Here is a 22221-nt window from a genome sequence, read left to right on the forward strand (position 1 = left end):
TCTGAAGTTTCAAAATTATTTAATTTTAACGGTAACTTTAGCAGAAAGCTGTTTTGCTAAATTGGTCACATAATTAGTAAAAAAAGCAGAATCTTCAAATCCTTTATCTGCACTTAGTTCCCAAGCTGCAACAGCATAATAACTAATTTCTTTATTGTTTTCAATTTTCAATTTTGCCAAATAAGAATCTGTAAGCTGTCCAGTTTTAGGAGCTTCCATATAGCCTTGATAAATATTTTTCGGAACTAAAATTGCCGATCCCAAAATCCATTGGCGTTCGTACGTAAGGCGGTCATGCAGAATCAAACATACCCATTCGCCAGCCTCTATCACTTGAAGCGGATTTTTATTGTTGATGTTGGAAAGCGCCGCCAGAAAAGTTTCTTTTCCTTTAATGCCATTTATAGACACCGTATTTTTATAGGCATACATTCCCGGCCAAATCGAAGTCGTTTCTTGTGCCTGATATAAGTTGTCAGAAGCTTTCCAATTTTCGTATTGATAACTTAAGACAGACTTTACAGGCCCTTCCGCTACAATTTTAAATGTTGTTTTCTCTACATTATTAATCGTATCATTTCCTAAAATACCAAGCCTAGTGATTTTATTATCAGCCAATAATGCAAAACCGCCTAGACCGGCAGAACTTCCCACAGGAAAAACATCTCTTCCCCAATCCAGCATGACGTGATAATTGTCTTCAACGGCACCTTTACTGTTTATTCCAACATCTTCTGGTGTTATTCCTGGAAGTTTTTTACCAAACACATCTTTACAGTTTCTTCCATCCAGATAATGTCTAAAACCCACTTTATCATTTTCCCAAGTTGGCCCATCAGTCTGATATTTTTGGTAGCCTAACTTTTTATGCACCTGATTGGCAAGTAAAACTTCTTGTGTATCTGGATGAACTGGCAAATCTTTGCCTTCTCTTTTTCCAAAACGAACACTTGTCTTAATTGTAAATTTAGGATTTTTATCTGACCACTTCCATACAATCTTTTTTTCTTCATTTGGCGCAAAATCGGTCACAAAAAATAGTTCATCCCATTTTCCATCTCCGTCAAGATCATTAATTTGTGCCGGAATCGTATCGTTTTTAAAAAGCAAAATCGGGTAATTTGCTTTATTTTCAAATCGCTTTTCTCTCTTTATAGAAACTGCTTTTTGAGATAATTTTAAAGTGCTTGTGTTTTTTACAACTATAGTATTTTCTGCGGTTTTTTGGGCGTTAGTGCTTGTGTAACATAATGCAGTAAAAGCAATTGAAATATAAAATGGGATTATTTTTTTCATTCTTTTTTAATCTTTATATTTTTTCCGAACAATTTATGAAATTAATTGTTATTATCACACTTAAAACATAAACTTCATTCAAAAAAAATGCAGGATAACGAACAACAATTATCCTGCACTTGAACCACAACTTCTAAAAAATTATGAACGAAAAAAAACTATATTAAAAAATACATAGCTTTATAATAATCCTGAAACTTTGTTTCTTTATTTACTTTTTTATCAAAAGGCGTTTTTTTAATTTTTGCAACTGGTTTTTCCATAAAATGCTGCTTTAATTCCTTAAAAACTTCTTTTCTGGTTTTTGACTCATCAAAAAGAACTAAACCATTTATTTCTTCCAGAACAGACAAGGCTGAATAAAATTGCTTGTCAAATAAACAGACTAAAGTATTAGCGTTTCGATGTTCCTTTTTTAAGAAACCAAGCAGTTCCAATTTATCATATATTACAAATACAATTTTGTCGTATTGTTTTTTGTCTTCATCCTTTTCATCAAAAAATAGACATTCAGAAAGTTCAAAATCATCTTTAAGCTTTCTTTTAAACATTCTTAAAAAAAGCCCTCTATTATCGATCTCCAGGAAGACCCGCTCCTCCGTTGATACCGTTTTTACCGTCGATACCATTTTTGCCATTTAAAGGAAGCCAGTCAGTAGGATTTGTTCCATCTGTTCCCGGTTTCAAGATATAAACTTCACCTGTAGAATTATCTATATATATGTTAGTACCAGAAGGAACCTGAACACCATCTTTACCTGGTGCTCCATTACCTCCGGCAATACCATCTTTTCCAGAAACTGTTTCTCCAGAAACAGCTAATCTTACCCATTTGTCTACATACCAGTAGTAGTACCCAGGAATAACATCTGCAGTAGCCTCTGTATTAAAAACCAATAAACTGTTTGCGTATCCACCATTATCCAGTGTTACTGTGGTTTTGTCAGTCGAACTTTTCAGTTTTACACTCGGAATCAAGATACCTTTATTTCCATCTTTAGAATACACCTCTAACTGCGTCGAAGGACTCGGATTTAGCTTTCCAATACCTACTTGCGAATAAGCAGAAAAAGCACCTAAAACAAAAAATAAAGGAAGTAATTTATTTTTCATGAGATTTGATCTTTATGAATTATTAATTAATTTTTAAGCTCTGATTAGAAATAAGAAATATTTCTAAATGCATAAAATGCTCACTAGTACTAATAAATATCGAATTCAGTTTTTTTGTCTCTTTAAAGTTTAGAGAAGTGATTTGCTGCCATTCTGAAATTTCTGCTGTGCTTACTGTTTTTTTTATTATATGCATTGTAGTTTATTTCGTTACTACTAACTTGAAAGTATATTTACTATCAATTTGAAGGTGCAAAGTTCCAGACAAAAGCCTCCTTTCTTAACCTGTAAAAGTTTTTATATTAATAGATTAAGACATACTTGATATTTCTAAAACAAACAATAAAACACTACGTGTCAGACACTTGCATTTTGTATGTTTTAAAAAACAGCTCTAGCAAAAGATGGTTTGATTATAATTTTAAAAATCTCAATTAGAAGAGATTACCCTTTATGAAGTATGATTAGATACAACTATATAAGTTAAAGGGACTTTTTATACTTCCTTTATAGATATGTCCTGCAAAAGAAAGCAGATAAGTAGGGATCAATTTTTATTTTCTGATGAGTTAAAATACAGCGCGGGGAAGTACGTCCGGTAAAATTAACGGCCTTATTTTTAGGTATAGGCAAAAAAAATACTGTACAAAAAACACGTTTTGTACAGTATTAAGGTTAGTTCGGATTAATTAAATAAAGGCTTATTTAATTTCTTTTTGAAGTTTTTGAAGTGAGGGATTCTTTAAAAGTTTAAGCTGGGTTATAAAAATCTGTGCTACTTCTGTTGCTCCTTTTAAGGAAAGATGTGTATCGTCTGCTTTGTCTTTATCGTAAAATGGATTTTCGCCTGCTTTAAAATGCAAGTGCAAAAGTTTAGAGTTTTCTGGCCCGTACGACTGCTCCAGTAATTCTGTATAATATTCTAAGTCTATAAAAGGTATATTATATTCTTGTGCCACCAATCTGGTTTCTAAAGGATAATCGCCATGCGTAGGCACCAGTACTCCTTTTTCATTAAAATTGCGTCTGCTGATAGAGGTCAGCAAAATAGGAATTGCTCCTTTTTCACGGCTTTCTTTTACAAATTTTATAAGGTTGTATCTGTAAGCAGTATGCGGATTGGTGTATCGTGAGGGATCTTCTATTTTTTGGTCATTATGCCCAAATTCAATGAGTACGTAGTCTCCTTTTTTTAATACCTTATATATAGAGTCCCAACGTTTTTCTGCAATAAAGCTTTTGGTGCTGCGGCCGTTTACTGCTTTGTTTACTACTAATATATTATCTGTAAAAAATGGCTGTAGAACTTGTGCCCAACCGTGTTCTGGATTTTTTTCTGGATCTTTTTTGTTTGCCATTGTGGAGTCGCCAATACAATATAGGTTTGTTTTCTGGGCTACGGCTGCTGTGGTGATCAGAAGTGTGAGGATTATATATTTTTTCATTTTTTTAATGAGTTTAAATGCATTGTTTTTTTTACCGCAAAGTTCGCAAAGGATTACGCAGAGCACGCAAGGTTTTTTATTAATTCTTTTTGCCACAAAGACGCAAAGGCGCGAAGTTTTATTTTAAGCTTAACTGCACATTTCTATTTCTGAAACTAGAATTGCGCTACGATTATTTTTATTTAATCGCGCAAAGACGCAAAGGCGCAAAGTTTTATTTAAGCTTCACTGCACATTTTCTATTTCTGAAACTGAAATTGCGCTACGATTATTTTTATTTAATCGCGCAAAGACGCAGAGGCGCTAAGTTTTTTTGTTTTTGCTACAAAGACACTAAGGCGCAAAGTTTGTTTTAAGCTCAAATCTTTGTGTTAAATGCACTGCGGTGCGTCTCTACAATTCGGTTCGTAAAAACCTTTGTCCCTTTGTCCCTCTGTCTCTTTGAACCTAAAAAACTAATGTTTCGAAACTGCTGTTGGGACGTTTGCTCTTTGTCCTATAAAAACATCTGTCATTAATACGTTTTTTGCATTTTCGTTTGACAGGGCGTTTTTGGCTTGTTTAATTTCTATGTTATTTAAGGTTATGTTTTTGATTTTTTTATCTGGAAATCCTTGAATTACAATTCCTGATTCGGATGCTTTATTACAAGTAATATTCGAAAAATGTACATTGGATATATCCGATTGATAACCTTTGCCTTCTCCGTGATAATTGGCTGTTATATAGAGACAGTCTTCCACTTGGTCTAATTGAATGTTTCTAACAAATATATTTTTGATATAACCGCCTCGGTCTGCATTTGTTTTTAGATAAATACCTCTCTTTAAATAACCAACGGTTTTGCAGTTTTCAACAAAGACATTCTGCACTCCTGCTGACATTTCGCTGCCGATAACCACGCCGTGAAGTCCTTTAAAATTACAGTTTCTGATGACAATATTTTGACTTGGTGTTGCTGTATTGACTCTTCCTTCGTGATCTCTTCCTGCTTTTATGGCTACATTGTCATCTCCGTTGTCAAAAGTGATATTTTCAATTAAGACATCTTTTGCATATTCTGGATCGATTCCGTCGTTGTTGTGATTTAAGGATTTATAACTGATGCCTCGAACGGTTATGCTTTCTGATTTTAAAAGATGAAGACACCAGAATGGCGAATTTTCTATTCTGATATTTTCGACCAAAATATTTTTACAATTGAGAAACTGAATCATTTGGGGTCTTAAAAAATAACCTTCTCCAAATTTTCTTTCGTTTAATGGAGTATTGTTATGATTCATTTCGCGGCTTCGGTTTTTGCCTTCGCCTTCTTTTGCCTTAAAGGTTTTCCATATTTTTCCTCCTTCTCCATCAATTGTTCCTTCACCAGAAATAGCAATATTATTGCAATTATTGGCATAAATTAGCGGACTGTAATTATACAGCATTGTACCTTCCCAACTTGTTAGAACCATGGGTAAATAATCTTGAGGATTGTCACTGAATTTAATCTTGGCTCCTTTTTCGATCTTTAAATTGACGTTGCTTACAAAGTGGATTGGCCCATTAATTTTATAAATTCCTTTTGGAACGATAATCGTTCCGCCATTATTCTTTTTGCATAATGCCATGGCTTTATCAAAAGCCTTTTTATTATTGGTAACCGAATCACCTTTAGCTCCCAATTTTACAACATCTATTTGATAAGCCGAAATTACAGGAAGCTGTATATTTTTTACAATCGAATCGGCTTTGGCAGTCGGAAACTGAGTTTGTTGCGCAAAAGCAGTGACCGAAATAAAAAAGAAAATAAAATTTTTAATATTCATAAAATAAAATTGAAAAGTATCATTAAAAAAGCTTAATAAAACCAAAAAACAACCATTTTTTGAAGCGAAACTCATTTTAAGCCCATTTAAGAAGCGTTTACAGACTCAAACATACTTTGTTATGTGTTTTTCTTACAATTTAATTGAAAACAAATTATACAAGCGAATTGTGATAATTAAAAATTATTAAATTTAAAATAAAAATAAATTACAATTATATATTAGCATTTTATTTTAAATACCAATCTGATGCTTTATCTTTTAAAATAATTGCTGCAATATATTGACCAGCTTCTTTTTTTGTAAGCTGATGTGACCATTTTACTCTCTGAACCGTTTGGGCTCCTTCTCCTTTACAATTGTATTCGGCATAGAAGCTATTTTTTTCTACTTCTGGTTTCGACCAGTTTTCCCAGCCTTCTGGTTTTATTTGTTTTCCTAATTCACATTCTATGTAAACGGTTTTGGCATAAATACGCCAAGGCCTTCCCAGATATACTTGTGATGCTTCTGGATTGGAAGTAATTTTACAGTTTTTAAATACAAAGCCAAAAGCTGTTCCTTCTGGCGTTGAAGCCGCGGTAATATAAGAGCTTTTAATGCTGTGAATAATACAATTTTCAAACAGCACTGTCGCACCTCCAAAAATAAAATCGGTTGTTCCTTCTATATAACAGTCTTTAAAATATTGTTTGGCTTCTTTTCCAGACAGGTATAAGGTATCTTGATTTCCTAGAAGGTTGCAGTTTGAAACTTTTACACGATTTGCCACAACCGATAACGCAATTCCCTGACCTCGATCTCCCGAGGCATTTTTAATCGTTAAATTTGAAACAGAACAATCATCGCCTTCTATTAAAACCGTGTACGTATAAAAAGTACTGTTTCTTCCTAAACCAATTTTAGAAAAGTTATCATCAAAGGTAATAATAGTGTGCTCTTTGCTTTCTCCTTTTAAAATTACATTATTGTTCCATTCTGGAATTCGGACTTTTTCGTTATAAATGCCGTTTTTTATAAAAATGGTTACTTTATCATAAGGGAATGCAGGTGTTGCGTAAACCGCATCTTGTATTTTAGAATAGTCACCAGAGCCGTCTTGTGCTACAGTAATGAAGTTTACATTTTTCTTTTCGGCTGCTCCTACCTTTGTACCGTTTTTAACGGCCCAGTCTGGAAATTTTTTCAAAACTTCTTTTGGCGCATCTGTATACCATGAATAACCATTTCTTCTTTCGGAACCAATTTCTGCAATAGATTTCTTTTTAATTCCATCGCGATCACAAAAGAAAGGTTCATTGGTTTCTAAATCCATAAATCTTGCCCAAAGAGGTGCAGCATTTTGAGTTGGAATCATTTTTTTGTCTATAATTTTTCCAGCATCGTTGAGCACTCTTTTTTCTTCCAGATTCGTGATTTTTGTTTTTTCAAACCAAGCTACTGTACTTTTTACAGCGGTAACAATTTCTGGCGAAGGTTTATCAATAGCCATTAATAGCAATACTATTTTTGCTGATTCGTATCCGCTTAGTGATGCCAATTCAAAAGCTCTTGCGTTTGCAGGCTGCAACGTAATCTCGTCATGCTGTGCGCACCAAGCGGTTAAAATTCCGTTTTGCTTGTATTGTGTTTTTAAAATGCAGTCAACTCCCTTGTCAAAAGCTTTTTTACATTTTTCTACAATTTCTTTTGAAGGTTTTATGCTGTAATAATCGGTTTCCTCTGCAACGTTTTTAATTACATTCAATATATTTACCATCGAATCGTCGTTGTAGGTAATATGCGTGTAATAGCCTTTCTTTAACGGATAAAACTGTGGCCATCCGCCATTGTCATATTGCGCTTCCAGCAAATAATTCAATCCTTTTAAAAAAGATGCAGCGTAACGTTCGTCTTTAACCTGTGCATACATTCTCGACATAAAAAGCATTTCCTGACAAGTTGCTCCGTTGTCTGTTGTGGTTTCTACAGCCGTTTTTTTGAGTACAATTAAATCCTTTTTCTGTTTCTCTGTAAGCTCCTCCTGCATCTGGATGTTTTTTGGCCATCCTCCTATATCTCTTTGATACAGTAAAACATTGTCTGCTATTTTTTTGGCTTCCGCCGAAGCAAACCAAGCTGCATCGTTCTTACGAATAATATCTGGCCATCTTTTATAGGTGTTTTGAGATTTTACTGCAAAACTGCAAAGACATAAAAAAAGGATTATTTGTTTTTTAAACTGCATCGCTTACTTTTTATTTTGTTATTCTAAACCAATCTATTTCAACATTTCCAGAATCATTTTTTACTTCTTCGCCTAAAGCGAAAAGTCCGACTTTGGCACCAATCCATTTTCCTTCTTTGGCTTTAAAATCGGTTCCAACTTTTTGATAATTTTTATCGTCTAAGCTGTAAAAGAAACTGCACATGCCTGCTTTAGTAATTTGCACTCTAAGGTAAATCGTATTGTTTTCTATTTTTATAGGTGCAGTTTCAGTTTCTGAAACTGTTTTATCAAAAGTTCCTGTTTTCTGATTTAGATATAATTTCCCGTCAACATTTTTAAAACATAAAAAACTATAATCTAACCCCATTACGATTAAACCTGTAGATTCTTTGTTTAATCTCGGATTAAAAGTCAGTTTTGTGGTAGCTGTAAATTCTTCTGCTGGGAATTTCTGCAATAATAAGTTTGGAGCATTAAAGATGTTCTGAGAAGTGGTATTGCAAAACAAATTCAGATAACCTAAGCTGGTCGGAAATCCCCAATTGATTTGTCTGTTTGCCTGCCATTGCCACTGCAATCCTAATTTTGGCGAATTAAATTCGTCTGATTCTGCCGGAGTTTCTATTGGATATTTTTTACCAACATTTGGTTTTTTATAAGTCGTAACTGGTTCGCCAATTCCGTTTTTATCAAAATCTTCTCCCATTACAGGCCAGTCGTTTACCCATTTCATCGGCTGCAGATGTACAATTCGTCCGTAAGCGCCTTTGTCCTGAAAATGGAAAAACCAATCTTCTCCTGTTTGAGTCGTAACCCAAGCGCCTTGATGCGGACCATTTATAGCGGTCGAACCTTGTTCTAGAACCTTTTTCTTTTCATAAGGACCGAAAACATTTTTCGATCTTAAAATAGTCTGCCAGCCTGTTGGAACACCTCCTGCAGGAGCAAAAATGTAGTAATAGCCATTTCGTTTGTAAAATTTAGGGCCTTCGATAGTTTCTTCGCCTTTATGTCCGTCAATAACCATTACTTCGTCATTGTTTACGACAGTTCCTTCTGGATTCATGGTACAGACAACCAATAAACTTTTAATCTGTGCGCGGCTTCCAGCAAAAGCGTGAGTCAGGTACGCTTTTCCATCTGTATCCCAAAGCGGACTAGGATCGATCAGTCCTTTTCCTGCTTTTACTAAAAGAGGTTCCGACCAAGGGCCTTCGGCTTTTTTTGCTTTTATCATATAAATTCCGAAATCGGGATCTGGATAATAGATGTAAAATTCATTTTTATGATAGGTGATGCTTGGCGCCCAAACTCCGTTTCCGTGCTGTACTTTATTGTACGTTTCAAAAGGCGGCTGTTTTACCAGAGCATGCCCAATAATTTTCCAGTTTACCAAATCTTTAGAATGCAGAATAGGCAATCCTGGAATACAATTAAAAGAAGAAGCGGTCATATAATAATCATCGCCTACGCGAACGACATCTGGATCTGAATAATCGGCGTGAAGGATTGGGTTTGTGTAGGTTCCGTCTCCATTATCTGATGTCCAGACTTGTGCTGTATTCTTCTGAAAACAGAAAATAGAAAGAAGAAAAAGGATGATTTTTATATTATTCATTTTAAAGGGATTTTTTTGACCTTAGCATTCTTCGTGTGGTGATTAAACCTGACAGGTTTTAAAAACCTGTCAGGTTTCTAATTAAGCGAGTTTAAGTCTCTGTGCGGTCCTTCGACTTCGCTCAGGAAGACAAAACAGATCCTGATCTTAGCTCTGCAGAACCATCAACTATCAACTATAAACAATTAACTTCTTTTATCTATTCAACTCTAAAGCAGCTAGAATAAATGGTCCTGTTGCTTTTGGGTCGTTGTCTTTTTTTCTTTCGTTTACGTAATATTCGTAAGAACCATCACGGTATGGATTTCCTCCTAAACCTGCTACTTGACAGCAGTTTGTTAAAGTTATTCCGCCATCGGCATCTACCTTTTTGATTAATACTGTTGTTAATCCGTCAAAAGCTTTGTTGGCTGCTTTTTTAAATTTAGCTGGCAAATACCCTTTGTTTGCTCCTTTTGCATACGCATACGCAAACATAGCCGAACCAGATGCTTCTAGATAGTTTCCTTTTTCACCAGCTTTGTCTGTAACTTGGTACCATAACCCAGATGATTTATCTTGGTATTTAAGTAAAGCCTCAGAAGCATTATTTAGATATTTAACTAATTCTTTTTGCTTTGGATGCTCTTTTGGGTAATAATCTAAAACGTCAACCAATGCCATTACATACCAGCCTAATGCTCTAGACCAGAAATTTGGTGAGTTTCCTGTTTCTTTATTTGCCCAAGGCATTTGCTTGCTTTCATCCCAACCGTGGTACAATAATCCTGTTTTAGGATCTGTTGCATGTAGCTGGATTAGCTCAAATTGTTTTGCAATATCATCCAGACTTTTTCCATTTTCAAATGTTACGGTGTATTGTGCATAGAATGGTTCTCCCATATACAAACCGTCTAACCACATTTGGTTTGGATAAATTTGTTTGTGCCAAAATCCGCCACTTGCCGTTCTTGGCTGTTCTGCCAATTGTTTGCGTATTTGCTGTAATGCTTTTAAGTATTTATCTTGTTTTGATTCTGCATAAATATCAAATAAAAGACGCCCAGGCACTACCAAATCGATATTAAATTTATCAAATTCATAGGTTTTGATTTCACCATCTGCTTGAACCAATTCATCAACATATCCTCTTATGTAAGCTTTGTATCTAGGGTCAGGATTTTTTTTGTACAATTCTTCAATAGAATGTAAAACTAAAGCGTGAACATAATCCCACTTTGGCTTTTTGGCATCATCTAGCATGTAGGCTTCTGGATGGCGTTTCATCAAAGTTAAAGCCATTTTATCAGACCATTTCAGATTTTTTCCAATCACGATATCTTTCTTCGCTGGCTCTTGTGAGGTTACTTTACAACTCGTAATCGTCATTACACAAATCAGTAAAACTGACATTAGGTAACTTTGCTTTCTACTATTCTTCATTTCAAAATATATTTAATTCTACTATAATCTATTTTCTCTAATTTTCTAATTCTCCAATTATCTAATTATCTAATTGACTAATTATCTAATTCCATTGCAGCTAAAATAAAAGGGCCTAATCCATGCGAATTATCGACTTTTATTTTTTCACCAATATAATATTCATAAGAGCCATCGCGATAAGGGTTTCCTCCCAGCCCCGCGCTCGCACAAACTTGCGTAATATGTATTTCTCCATCTGGATCTACGGTGACTAGCTTTTTTACAATACCGTCAAATCCTTTTTCTGCTAACTTTTTATAGCTTTCTGGTAAATATCCTTTGTTTGCTCCTTTAGCGAAAGCGTAAACAAACATTTCAGAACCAGATGCTTCAAGGTAATTTCCTTTTTTATTTCCAGCATCCGTAACTTGATACCATAATCCTGATTTGTCTTGAAATTTTGCCACAGCTTTCGAAATCTGATTCAAGTACTGGATTAGTTCTTTTCTTTTTGGATGTTCTTTTGGCATATAATCCAAAACATCAACTAAAGCCATCATGTACCAGCCAATAGATCGAGACCAAAAATTGGGTGACGTTCCTGTTGTTTTATTCGCCCAAGCCATTTGTTTACTTTCGTCCCAAGCGTGAAAAAGCAGTCCTGTTTTAGGGTCTAAAGTATGTTTGTGGATTTCTTCAAACTGTTTAGCGATATCGTCAAAGGCTTTGTTGCTTTCAAACTCGGCAGTATAACGTGCATAAAACGGCTCGCCCATATACAATCCGTCCAGCCACATTTGATACGGATAAATCTTTTTGTGCCAAAATCCTCCTGAATTCGTTCTCGGATGCGTTTCTAACTGCTTTCTCAAGGTCTGTAAAGCGGTTAAATAACGTTGGTCTTTAGTCGAATCGTAAAGATCAAAAAGTATTTTTCCTGCGTTGATGTTATCAATATTGTAGTCTTCCAATTTGTAATTCAAGATTTCTCCAGACTCATTAATTGTCGATTCTGCGTATCCTTTTGCATATTCAAAATAAATCGCATTGTCTGTTTTTTGATATAATTTTTCAAAAGACAGCATCGCTAAACCTATTTTATAGTCCCATTTTGGTTTTTCGTTATTATCAATCTGCCAAGCTTTTGGATGACGTTTCATTATTGAAAGCGCCATTCTTTCAGACCATTTCAAATCTTTAGAAATAACAATTGCCTTTTCTTGAGCTGTTACATTCAAAATTGAACATACCAGAAAAATTATGACTGATGCCGAACTCAAATATTTCATTTTTCTATTCATCAAAAACGCTTATTTATCCAATTCAATTGATGCCAATAAAAATGCTCCAAGGCCTATTGCACCATTTTCTTTTGTTTTGGAAGTCAGATAATAATTATTTGTTCCGTCTCGAAATGGCTTTCCTCCCAAACCTACATTGGAAGAAACATTCAAAACATTGATTTCTCCTTTTTTATCTACTTTTACAAACTCTTTTACAAAACTATCAAATGATTTTTTTGCTGTAGCTTTATAGCTTGCCGCTAAATAACCTTTATTGGCTCCTTTCGCGAAAGCATAAATAATCATACCAGAAGCTGATGGCTCTACGTAATTTCCATACAATTCTGGTTTATCGGCCACTTGATACCATAAACCTTTTTCACTTTTGTATTGATTCACATTTTTTGCAATCTGATTCAAATACCCCACCAAAACTTTATACTTCGGATGTGATTTCGGGAAATAATCTAATGTTTCTACCAAGGCCACCATATACCAGCCAATTCCTCTTCCCCAGATGGTAGGCGAAGTTCCTGTTTGCTTATCTGCCCACGCAATCTCTTTGCTTTCGTCCCAAGCTTGATAAACCAAACCTGTTTTTTTATCTACAATATGATTTTGAACGAGTTCGAATTGTTTGGCAATATCATCCAGATTTTTTCCTTTTTCGTACTTAACCGTAAACTGCGTGTAAAAAGGTTCTGCCATATACAAACCGTCAATCCACATTTGGTTGAGATAAATCTGTTTGTGCCAAAATCCTCCGCTTGGCGTTCTTGGCTGACTTTCTAACTGATTCCTCAATTTACCAATGATCTGCAGATAGCGCGAATCCTTCGTTACATCATATAAATTAAACAGCAATTTTCCAGGATTCAAATAATCAATATTATATTCTTTAACATCGTATTTTTTGATATTTCCGGTACTATCAATCATTCCGTCAACATACTCTTTGATATAGTTCAGGTATTTTGGATTGTTTGTCTTTTGGTATAATTTTTCAAAACCAGACAATACAAAACCCATTTTATAATCCCATTTTGGCTTATCGTTTCCGTCGAGCTGCCATGCATTTGGATATTTATTTAAAATAGAAAGCGCTGTACGTTCTGACCATTTTAAATCATAAGAAATCACAGCTGCATCGGCTTGATTTTGCCCAATTGCAAAAACATTGAAAAGCAGAAATAATAATATGGCTGTTTTTTTATACTTCATATCTATATTTTTTTTTGCCACAGATTAATGGATTACTTGGATTATTCTTTGCTAACTTTTTTGAACACATAGAAACATAGTTTAAAAACTTAATAAAAAGGCGTTTCACTTGCATTAACAAACATAGCATACTATGTGTAAGAGTCTCTCCTGTTTTATGCTCTTTCAAAATACCATAATTCTATACCGAAGCTTTGTAACTATGTGTTAAATATTTTCACGTATTATTCGGTAGATTAAGCAGATTTTTTAAATCATTTTAACCTTCTAATCTGTGGCAAAAAACAATTTACATTTTACCTTTTTTATTCAGTACTTCTAATTGTTTATCTAAATATTTAGCAAATTCTTCTTTGGTTTTAATTCCGTTTACTTCTTGTTCCCAAGCTCCCAAGAGGTAAAAAGTTACCGCTTTTGTAGTTGGTTTAAAAATTAAAAGATAATCTAAATCCGTATCTGCGATATTTTCGATAGTACTAATTTCATAAAAAATTGCCATTCCTAACTTATCTGGAACCAAAGATTGTTCCCCATAAGTTGCCAAATATGCCCATTTTTTATTTTTGCTTTCTTTTTTAAGCAATTCAGCTGTTTTTTGTTTTACAATTCCAGTACAGATTCCTTTAATTGCCTGAGACGCTTTAATGGTATGCTGTGTGTATAATTGATCTGGTTTAATTGTCAGTTCTGAAATAAAATCAATTTTGTCTGAAGCAGTCTTCCATCCGTAATAATTTACTTTTACCGTAGATTCATTCGATTTATTAGCCACAGTTGCGATAGTCGAATCTACTTCACGGAAGTGTAATTTTTCATTGTTTAAATAACGGTCGATAGAACCAATTCCGATTCCTTTTCCTGCTTTTAAGATATCAGCGCCCCAATCGCTCATGTTATGGTAAGAATCAAATCCGTCTTGCCCTACAAGCGGTAGAATATTTTCTGATGTTTTTTTTCCGAAAATATCGATAGCATTTCTCCAATCTAAATACAAACGGTAGCCAATTCTGTTGTTTTCCCAACCTGGTCCTTCATAACGAATGTCAAAAGAATGATCGGTATGTTCAGGAGCCAGTTTTAATCGGTCCACATTTTTAAAAACAGTTCCGCCTTTATACTTTCTTCCTTCCCATTTTCCGTCTGTTTTTGCCGATATTTCGGCGTAGGTTTTATTGGTTTTAATATCGTATTTCTGCGCGTTTATGGCCGTTAAACCTGCGAAAAATAAAACTGCTGTGGTGATTTTTGCTTTCATTTGTATGCTAAAATTATTTAAAAATTGTATCTAGAAATCGTACGCTATACGAAATTGTCTGTGTAAACCAAGGATCGTAAAACCAAAATGAATGTGGAGAATCTGGAATAGTCTGCACTTCATTATAGATTTTATTTTCATTCAAAATCTTAATCATATCGTCTCTCCCCGCATGAAATCTCGGAATACTGCTGCAGATGTATAATACAGGCGGTGTGTTTTTGTCTGTATGGCTTAGCGCCGAAGCATTTTTCCAATTTTCAGGTATTTCATCTGATTTTCCTCCTAACCAAAATGCTGCCATATCTCCTTCTGACGATTCTGGATGTTTGAATGCCAGAACTCCGTCTACATCAATTATGGCATGGACTTTTGAAGAAGAAAGGCTTTTAAAATTTTTATCTTCAAAAAGCGGATTGTTGTTTGTTGTACCAATTAAAGCTGCCATTTGCCCTCCCGAAGAACAGCCTAAAACCGCAATTTTATTTGGATCTACATTAAACTTTGCCGCATTGTCTTTGATAAATTTTATTGCATTCTTGACATCAATAACACCTTCTGGATATTTTGCTTCTAATGACAATCGGTATTCGATTGCAAAACAAGAATAACCTTTTCCTGCAATTTCTTTTCCTATAAACTGCATCTGACTTTTATTTCCTGATCTCCATCCGCCACCGTGAATTAGGATAACAGCTGGATTTTTTTTCTTTTTTGTATGAATAAAAGCATCAAAATGCAAAGTTCGATCTTGCTTTTTACTGTAAACCAAATCAAATGTTTCTGTTACGTCTGGATTTGCTTTTATTTCAGGAATGGTAATAAAGGGATATTTCTTAATTAATTTAGCATAAGTGCTTTTAATGGTATACGACGTATCTACCTTGTATTGCTGGCTTTGCATTACAATGACATTAAAAAACAACACTAAGATTAATTTAAATTTTCGCATTTTTAATCTTTACTATTTAGTTAAGAAAGGAGTTCGACCGATAGTCAAACTCCTTTTTAACTACTTCAAAAAACATAGTTCTCAAAAAACTAACAAATTACTAATAACCAGGATTTTGAGGGAAATCTTTATTCTGATTCAAATCTAAAGCTGACTGCGGTATTGGTCTTAAAATTTTAAGCTGACCGTCTATACCAACAAAATTTGCTTCTTTTATTCTATAATTATGAGCAGAAGCTCTTGCAACCAAAGTTCCTGTACGTTTTAAGTCGAACCAACGCTTGTATTCTCCCAATAATTCTCTTCCTCTTTCGTCTAAGATATAGTCGATATTAAATTGAGCCAAAGTCGCATTAGCAACACCTGCTCTTCTTCTTACTTCGTTTAAACGGTCTAATCCTGTTCCTGGATTTCCTGCTTTTAAATACGCTTCTGCAGCAATAAGATACGTTTCTCCAAGTCTAGAAATAATGATATCTCTTGTGCTCACAGGTCCTGTGCTTGATGGCGTAGTCGGATTTGCATCATCAAACTTCTTAACTGGAATTGTGTAACAGTCTAAGTTTTTGATTAATGTATGTGCTGCCGAATATTCTCCCCAAGGGTGGTATACAAATGTCGAAGCTAATCTTGAAGCATTTGTTGTCATATAAGCAGTTTTGTCTGCAGGTGTAAACCATTTTGGTTCGTAAAAATGTCTCACTTTTAATGAAGCTGGATTTGAACTTCTGTAATACGGATAATATAAAATTGTTTTTGTAACTCCGTTTACTGTTTCTGGCCCTTCTAAAATTTCGGTCATAAAAGTGGCATTCCATCTTGCATCACCTTTTTCATATAAACCTAAAGCATAATCTGTAGGACATAAATTGTAACTTCTTAATGGCGCTCCTGTTTCTGCTCCTCCTAAATAAGAACTGAAATAGTAAAACTGATTGTTACCCAACTCTGTTGGATTTGTGCTTACTGAAGCTTTATCATATTGTACAGAAAAAATCGTTTCAGCATTCAAATCGTTATCAGTACCAGCTGCCGTTGTAACAAATAATTGGCCAAAAGGAATATTTAGTGCCTGCCCTGCAATTGCAGCATCTGCATAGGTAGCCGCTTTTGAAAAATCATCTGGTTTTGCAAAACTTTCGTATCCTCTTGTTAAGTAAACTTTTGCTAATAAATCGTTTACGGCTCTCTTATTTACTTTTCCAGCTGTACTGTAAGCAGCAGTTCCTGCATTAGCCAAAGCAAAATCTAAATCTGATATGATTTGAGCATATACTTCTTCTGCACTGTTTCTTGTAAAAAACAAAACTGGACTTGTAATATTGTCATTTACAATTGGCACACCACCATAAGTCTGAACTAATAAGAAATAGGCATTTGCTCTTAAAAATCTTGCCTCACCTACTAATGTATTCAGATTGGGTGTCTGTTCTGTAATTGTAGAATAATAAATCGTTTTATTTACAGACTGAATCAGCTGATAACAGGAAACATACAAATCTTCAACATTTGTAGAAGATGGAATTAAAAGCGTATACTGGCTCAAACCTGCTGGTTCTGGAGTTCTTCCTTCGGCATACATATCGGTTCCAGCTTCAAAAAGCCACGGATTTTTTCCATAAATTCCTTTTAGCCACGCATAATTTGTATTGACTAATAACTGAAATCCTGATGCTGTTTTATATGTTTCATCCGCTGGCACATACGAGCGGCTATCTTCTTCAATATAATCACTGCAAGAGCTTACCGCTGCTGCAATTATTCCTATCATTACTAATATTTTTTTCATTTTGATATCTTTATTAAAATTTAACACTTAATCCCAATTGTGTAGTTACAGCTGCCGGACGGTTTACACCAAAAGGTGAAGCGGCCCACTCTGGATCATATCCATCAAAATTTGTAAACACAAATGGATCTAAAACGTTTACATAAATTCTGAAATTAGAAATTTTCAGTTTTTTCAATAACTCAGAATCTAGTGTATAACCTAAAGATATATTTTTAATTTTCACATAAGAAGCATCTCTGTAGTACCCGAATAAAGAAGTCCAATACGCTCCAGCTCCCGTTGCAACTGGCCCTGGTCTTGGGTTCGTATTATTCGCATTTGCTTCAATTCCTGTTCCATTAGTAGGAATAAAATAATCCATTGCTAATTTCTGGCGTCCTCTATCACTTACGTCAGCAAAGTTTTGGTGAAAAGTACTCAAAACTGTTTGTCCTTGACTTGTAATTACGGAGAAGTTAAAATCGAATTGACCTACATTTAATTTAGAATAAAAACTTCCTTGCCATTCTGGATTTGGATTACCAATTACAGTTCTATCATCCTGATTAAATTTACCGTCACCATTTAAATCTTTTGGTCTTGCCTGTCCTGGAGCCATTCCATAAGAAGCCGCTGCTGCCGCTTCGTTTTCCTGCCAAACTCCATCATAAACATAATTGTAGTTCGGGTTAAGAGGTGCTCCAAGTATTAATTTATTACCAATATCACTTACTTTATCTTGATTGTAAATAGACTCTAATTTATTTACGTTTTTAGTGAATGTGAAAGTAGTTTCCCAAGTTACCAGACGAGATTTGATGTTTTTAGTAGTCAATAAAACCTCTACCCCTTTATTGCTTACAGAACCAACGTTAGCAAAAGTATTTTTCCATCCTGATTCTGATGGTAATTGCTGTTTGTAAATCAAGTCATCAGATAATCTGTCGTAAACATCAACAGAACCTGTAATTCTATTTTTTAAGAATCCAAAATCAATACCTAAATTATATTCTCTTGTTTTTTCCCAAGTCAAATCAGGATTTGCTAAATTTTCTGATTGCCATCCTGAAACCACATTCGGACCTGCTGCATAAAATGTCTGCTGGTTTAATAAGGCCTGAGAAGTGTAAGGAGCTACGTTGTCATTTCCTGTGTAACCTAAACTCGCACGCAGTTTTAAATCAGAAACGAAAGAACTATTTTCTAAAAACGATTCTTTGCTTAATTTCCATCCTAAAGCTACAGAAGGGAAACTCTGCCATTTATTTCCTTCAGAAAGCACAGAAGATCCATCCCATCTTGTAGAAGCAGTAATTAAATATTTGTCTTTAAACGCATAATTTAAACGAACTGCATAAGAGTTTAAAGTGTTTTTTGCAAAAGATGATTTTACCACATAACTTGTCTGAACACCAGAACCCATATTATCTGTACCTACATCAAAAGGCTGGTTGTTAGAATATAATGAAGAAAATTCATCAGTATTTGAGTATAAACTCTGAAGCAATAACAAACTAAAATCATGAACATCATTAAAAGTATGTTTCAAATCAATCTGATTATCCCAAGTATAATTGAAGTTGTTTGAATTTTCTAGAGTTGCAGAATTTTTTCCGTTTAATGTTACCCCTGCATTCGTCTGTGCTGTATACGCTTTTGAATTTTGCGAATCCATAATTCCTGCCGCAAAAGTTGTTTTAAACGAAAGCCATTTTAGCGGCTGATACTGGAAATAAGCATTACCAACTGTTTGCCAAGTTTTTTCTGTTTGAGAAGAATTAGCAATTTCCATTAATGGATTTACCGTTGATGTTTTATTAATTGCCCAAGCTCCATTAGGATAAGTTAACTTACCTGGAAGAAAAAATAATGTTCCAACTTGCTCGTTTCCTGCTGCATCAATTGCCCACGGAGACATTAACGGACTCAATCTAAAAGCGTCCTGCATGGCTAAATCACTACCTAACTGATTGTCTAATCTAGCAATCGTAACGTTTACACCTGTAGAAAACTTATCATTTATTTTGTGATTTAATCCTAATTTGAATGAATATTTATCTGTTGAATCATTTTCAATTAAACCACGATCACTCTGGATTCCGAAGCCTAAATTATAGCTTAAACCAGAATCTGAACGGCCTGTAATATTTAAATAATTATTCTCTGTCATTCCAGATTTTAGTACTGCATCATACCAGTCAAAATTGTAACCGCTGTTGGCACGAGATACTAATAACGGACTTTGGTTTCCTGCCAAAGCAGCCAATTGCGCTGGAGTTTGTGTTGCAGGAGTTGCACTCATGTAAGCCACTTGGTGAAATTTCCACCACTGCTCTCCTGTCATCATATTTGGCAATCTTGCCGCCGTTTTATTTCCGTAAGAAGTATCAAAAGTTACACTAATACCTGCTTTTGCACTTGTTCCGCTTTTTGTTGTTACAATGATAACCCCATTAGAACCTCTAGAACCGTAGATTGCTGCAGATGAAGCGTCTTTTAGAACGTCCATTCGAGCAATATCCTGCGGATTTAAGAAATCGATTCCATCCATCGGAACGCCATCTACAACGTATAAAGGTGAAGAACCTACCATAGTCGAATTACTAGAATCGGCAATCAAAGAGTTGTTTCCTCTAATAACAACTTTAAATCCGTCTCCTGCACGACCTGTAGAAGATGAGATCTGAACCCCTGGCGTGCTTCCTTGAATCGCTTCTAGCGGACTGATTGTGTTTCTTTCTGTAATAGTTGCCGCACTAATCGTACTAACAGATCCAGTAAGATCTGTCTTTTTTACAGAACCGTATCCTACTACAACTACTTCAGTCAATGCATTTGACTGTTCTGCTAAACTTACATTGATTTTAGTTTTTCCAGCAACACTTACCTCCTGTGTCTGAAATCCTAAATAGCTAATTATTAAAATTGCTTTACTGTTTGATACATTAATTTTAAAACTTCCTTCAAAATCTGTTGAAGTTCCATTTTTAGTCCCCTTTTCATTAATGTTTACCCCTGGCAGTGACATACCCGTAGCGTCGGTAATCTTTCCCTCTATTGTGGTTGACTGTGCGTTAATAGAACTGCACAGTAAAAAATTCAGGAAAAAGAAAAATACAAAGTACTTATCTTTTCTCTCAGATAATTGTTTAATACTCATGTGGTTTAAAGTTTGGTTAATTGATAGTGTTTAGTTTTTAATAGATTCTACTTTTTTCTCATTGATATAGGTATTTATAAAGTTTATATTTTTTACATTTTTTAATAAGTAGACCGAATCTACTTTCTGGATTTTTACATCTTTCAGCGTAATATTCTCAACTGGAGACTCCGCGTAACCTTCTGCCCAAACGCTGTATTTTCCACCGTTTTTCACCGTAACATTCTCTAAGCTTACATTTCTGATCGTCGGAATAAAATTTCCTGTCTGAGATCCGTATACGTTGTAAAACATGTTTAGTTTCAAAACACATTCTTTCACCGTGCCCACTTCAAGATTTCGAACATAGACATCTTCTATAATTCCTCCTCTTTTTGAATTTGTTTTAATTCGAATGGCACGATCCAGATTCGGACTGTCCATCACACAGTTTTCAACAAAAACATTATTTACTCCAGCTGAAATTTCGCTTCCAATTACAACACCGCCGTGTCCATCAATCATTTTGCAGTTTTGCACAATGATATTTTTACTTGGTATTGCCACTCTCCTTCCGTCTCCATCACGTCCTGCTTTAATGGCAATACAATCATCGCCTGTGTTGAAAGTGCAGTTTTTGATTAAAATGTTCTGCGAATATTCTGGATCACAGCCGTCATTATTCGGTCCATGGCTATTGACCGTTACTCCGTCAATAATCATATTATTGGTTTTTATCGGATGTAAAATCCAAAAAGGAGAATTAATAATGGTTACATCTTTTATTAAGGCCGTATTACATTCAAAAAACTCGATAAAATTTGGTCTTAAATAGCGCCCTTCGCCAAAAACTCTTTCTGCTACCGGAATCCCTTTTTCTGCCATATCCACCAAAACCTCACGATTTGTTGGATCATTTTGAGATGGAATTCCTTTTTTCCAGCCATAATTTTTTCCTCCAGACCAAATCCACCAATTCGTGCTGTCTGCCTGACCGTTTAAAGTTCCTTTTCCTGTAATTGCAATATTGGTTTTGTTTTTAGCATAAATAAGCGGTGAAAAGTTCATTACTTCTGTACCTTCCCAAGAAGTATGAACAATAGGATAATCTTTTGGATTTATACTAAAAAGAATCTCCGCATTATCTTCTAAATGCAAGTTTACATTGCTTTCTAAATGAATCGCTCCTGTCAAATATTTTCCGTTTGGAACCAAAACTCGACCGCCTCCATTTGCTGCACATTCTTTTATTGCTTTTTGGAAAGCTATAGTATTTAATGTTTTTCCATCAGCAACGGCACCAAAATCGTTTATGCTATATACTTTATCTGAGAAATGTGTCTGCGGAATACTTTTTACGACCAAATCCATTCTTTTCCATGGATTATCTGATGAGATTGAAGAAGAATGTCTTGTGCAAGATGCCAATGACAGCCCCAAAGCAGCGAAAAAAAGAATCTTTTTAAATGTGACTATCTTATTTGTAATCATTTGTATAGATATTTCTTGTTTGGACGCCAAAAATCTCAAGATTGATGTAATCGATTACACGAAAGTAGAAAAATTGTTCTAAGAGACCAAATTAATTTAGAAAAAAATTATATATTTAATTTTTATTGCAAAATTTAATTACATTTAATGCAAAAAATTAGATAATTTATTATCATTGTAGAACCTAAAACGTTTTAGCTTTTCGATATGGTA

The 22221-nt window shown here is 34.7% G+C and carries 15 protein-coding genes; all 15 read right to left on the minus strand.

Features of this window, described 5'->3' with window-relative positions; all coding sequences use genetic code 11:
• Positions 1 to 15: 15 nt before the first annotated feature.
• On the minus strand, positions 16 to 1296 hold the full coding sequence (locus AC3E9W_RS18640; RefSeq protein WP_488769547.1) for a DUF4861 domain-containing protein: 1281 nt from the start codon (positions 1294 to 1296) through the stop codon (positions 16 to 18).
• 158 nt (positions 1297 to 1454) lie between these two features.
• Positions 1455 to 1847, minus strand: a complete 393-nt coding sequence (locus AC3E9W_RS18645; RefSeq protein ID WP_488769548.1) for a hypothetical protein — start codon at positions 1845 to 1847, stop codon at positions 1455 to 1457.
• A gap of 19 nt (positions 1848 to 1866) precedes the next feature.
• Positions 1867 to 2409 carry a hypothetical protein gene (locus tag AC3E9W_RS18650; RefSeq protein ID WP_488769549.1) on the minus strand — a complete coding sequence of 181 codons (543 nt, stop codon included), beginning with the start codon at positions 2407 to 2409 and terminating at the stop codon, positions 1867 to 1869.
• 701 nt (positions 2410 to 3110) lie between these two features.
• Complete coding sequence (locus AC3E9W_RS18655) at positions 3111 to 3854, minus strand: rhamnogalacturonan acetylesterase (RefSeq protein WP_488769550.1); 744 nt, start codon at positions 3852 to 3854, stop codon at positions 3111 to 3113.
• Positions 3855 to 4309: 455 nt separating this feature from the next.
• Positions 4310 to 5665 carry a glycoside hydrolase family 28 protein gene (locus AC3E9W_RS18660; RefSeq protein WP_488769551.1) on the minus strand — a complete coding sequence of 452 codons (1356 nt, stop codon included), beginning with the start codon at positions 5663 to 5665 and terminating at the stop codon, positions 4310 to 4312.
• A 229-nt stretch (positions 5666 to 5894) separates the two neighbouring features.
• Positions 5895 to 7892, minus strand: a complete 1998-nt coding sequence (pelA, locus tag AC3E9W_RS18665) for a pectate lyase (RefSeq protein WP_488769553.1) — start codon at positions 7890 to 7892, stop codon at positions 5895 to 5897.
• Positions 7893 to 7902: 10 nt separating this feature from the next.
• Positions 7903 to 9492 (minus strand): glycoside hydrolase family 43 protein, encoded by a 1590-nt coding sequence (locus AC3E9W_RS18670; RefSeq protein WP_488769554.1) that lies wholly within the window; start codon positions 9490 to 9492, stop codon positions 7903 to 7905.
• Between the two features lie 195 nt (positions 9493 to 9687).
• Positions 9688 to 10914: a glycoside hydrolase family 88/105 protein gene (locus AC3E9W_RS18675; protein ID WP_456895261.1), complete on the minus strand. Its 1227-nt coding sequence runs from the start codon at positions 10912 to 10914 to the stop codon at positions 9688 to 9690.
• A 77-nt stretch (positions 10915 to 10991) separates the two neighbouring features.
• A complete protein-coding gene (locus AC3E9W_RS18680; protein ID WP_488769555.1) occupies positions 10992 to 12197 on the minus strand; it encodes a glycoside hydrolase family 88/105 protein in 1206 nt (401 codons plus the stop codon).
• Positions 12198 to 12206: 9 nt separating this feature from the next.
• On the minus strand, positions 12207 to 13400 hold the full coding sequence (locus tag AC3E9W_RS18685) for a glycoside hydrolase family 88/105 protein (protein ID WP_488769556.1): 1194 nt from the start codon (positions 13398 to 13400) through the stop codon (positions 12207 to 12209).
• Between the two features lie 289 nt (positions 13401 to 13689).
• The gene (locus AC3E9W_RS18690; RefSeq protein WP_488769557.1) at positions 13690 to 14655 is read right to left on the minus strand and encodes a DUF4861 family protein; all 966 of its coding nucleotides are present in this window, start codon (positions 14653 to 14655) and stop codon (positions 13690 to 13692) included.
• A 13-nt stretch (positions 14656 to 14668) separates the two neighbouring features.
• Positions 14669 to 15607, minus strand: coding sequence for an alpha/beta hydrolase fold domain-containing protein (locus AC3E9W_RS18695; RefSeq protein ID WP_488769558.1), 939 nt, complete (start codon positions 15605 to 15607; stop codon positions 14669 to 14671).
• A gap of 100 nt (positions 15608 to 15707) precedes the next feature.
• Positions 15708 to 17396 carry a RagB/SusD family nutrient uptake outer membrane protein gene (locus AC3E9W_RS18700; protein ID WP_306159382.1) on the minus strand — a complete coding sequence of 563 codons (1689 nt, stop codon included), beginning with the start codon at positions 17394 to 17396 and terminating at the stop codon, positions 15708 to 15710.
• Positions 17397 to 17409: 13 nt separating this feature from the next.
• Positions 17410 to 20538: a SusC/RagA family TonB-linked outer membrane protein gene (locus AC3E9W_RS18705; RefSeq protein WP_488769559.1), complete on the minus strand. Its 3129-nt coding sequence runs from the start codon at positions 20536 to 20538 to the stop codon at positions 17410 to 17412.
• Positions 20539 to 20568: 30 nt separating this feature from the next.
• Positions 20569 to 22008, minus strand: a complete 1440-nt coding sequence (locus AC3E9W_RS18710; RefSeq protein WP_488769560.1) for a glycoside hydrolase family 28 protein — start codon at positions 22006 to 22008, stop codon at positions 20569 to 20571.
• Positions 22009 to 22221 lie beyond the last annotated feature (213 nt).

This window comes from Flavobacterium sp. 38 (genome assembly GCF_057799715.1).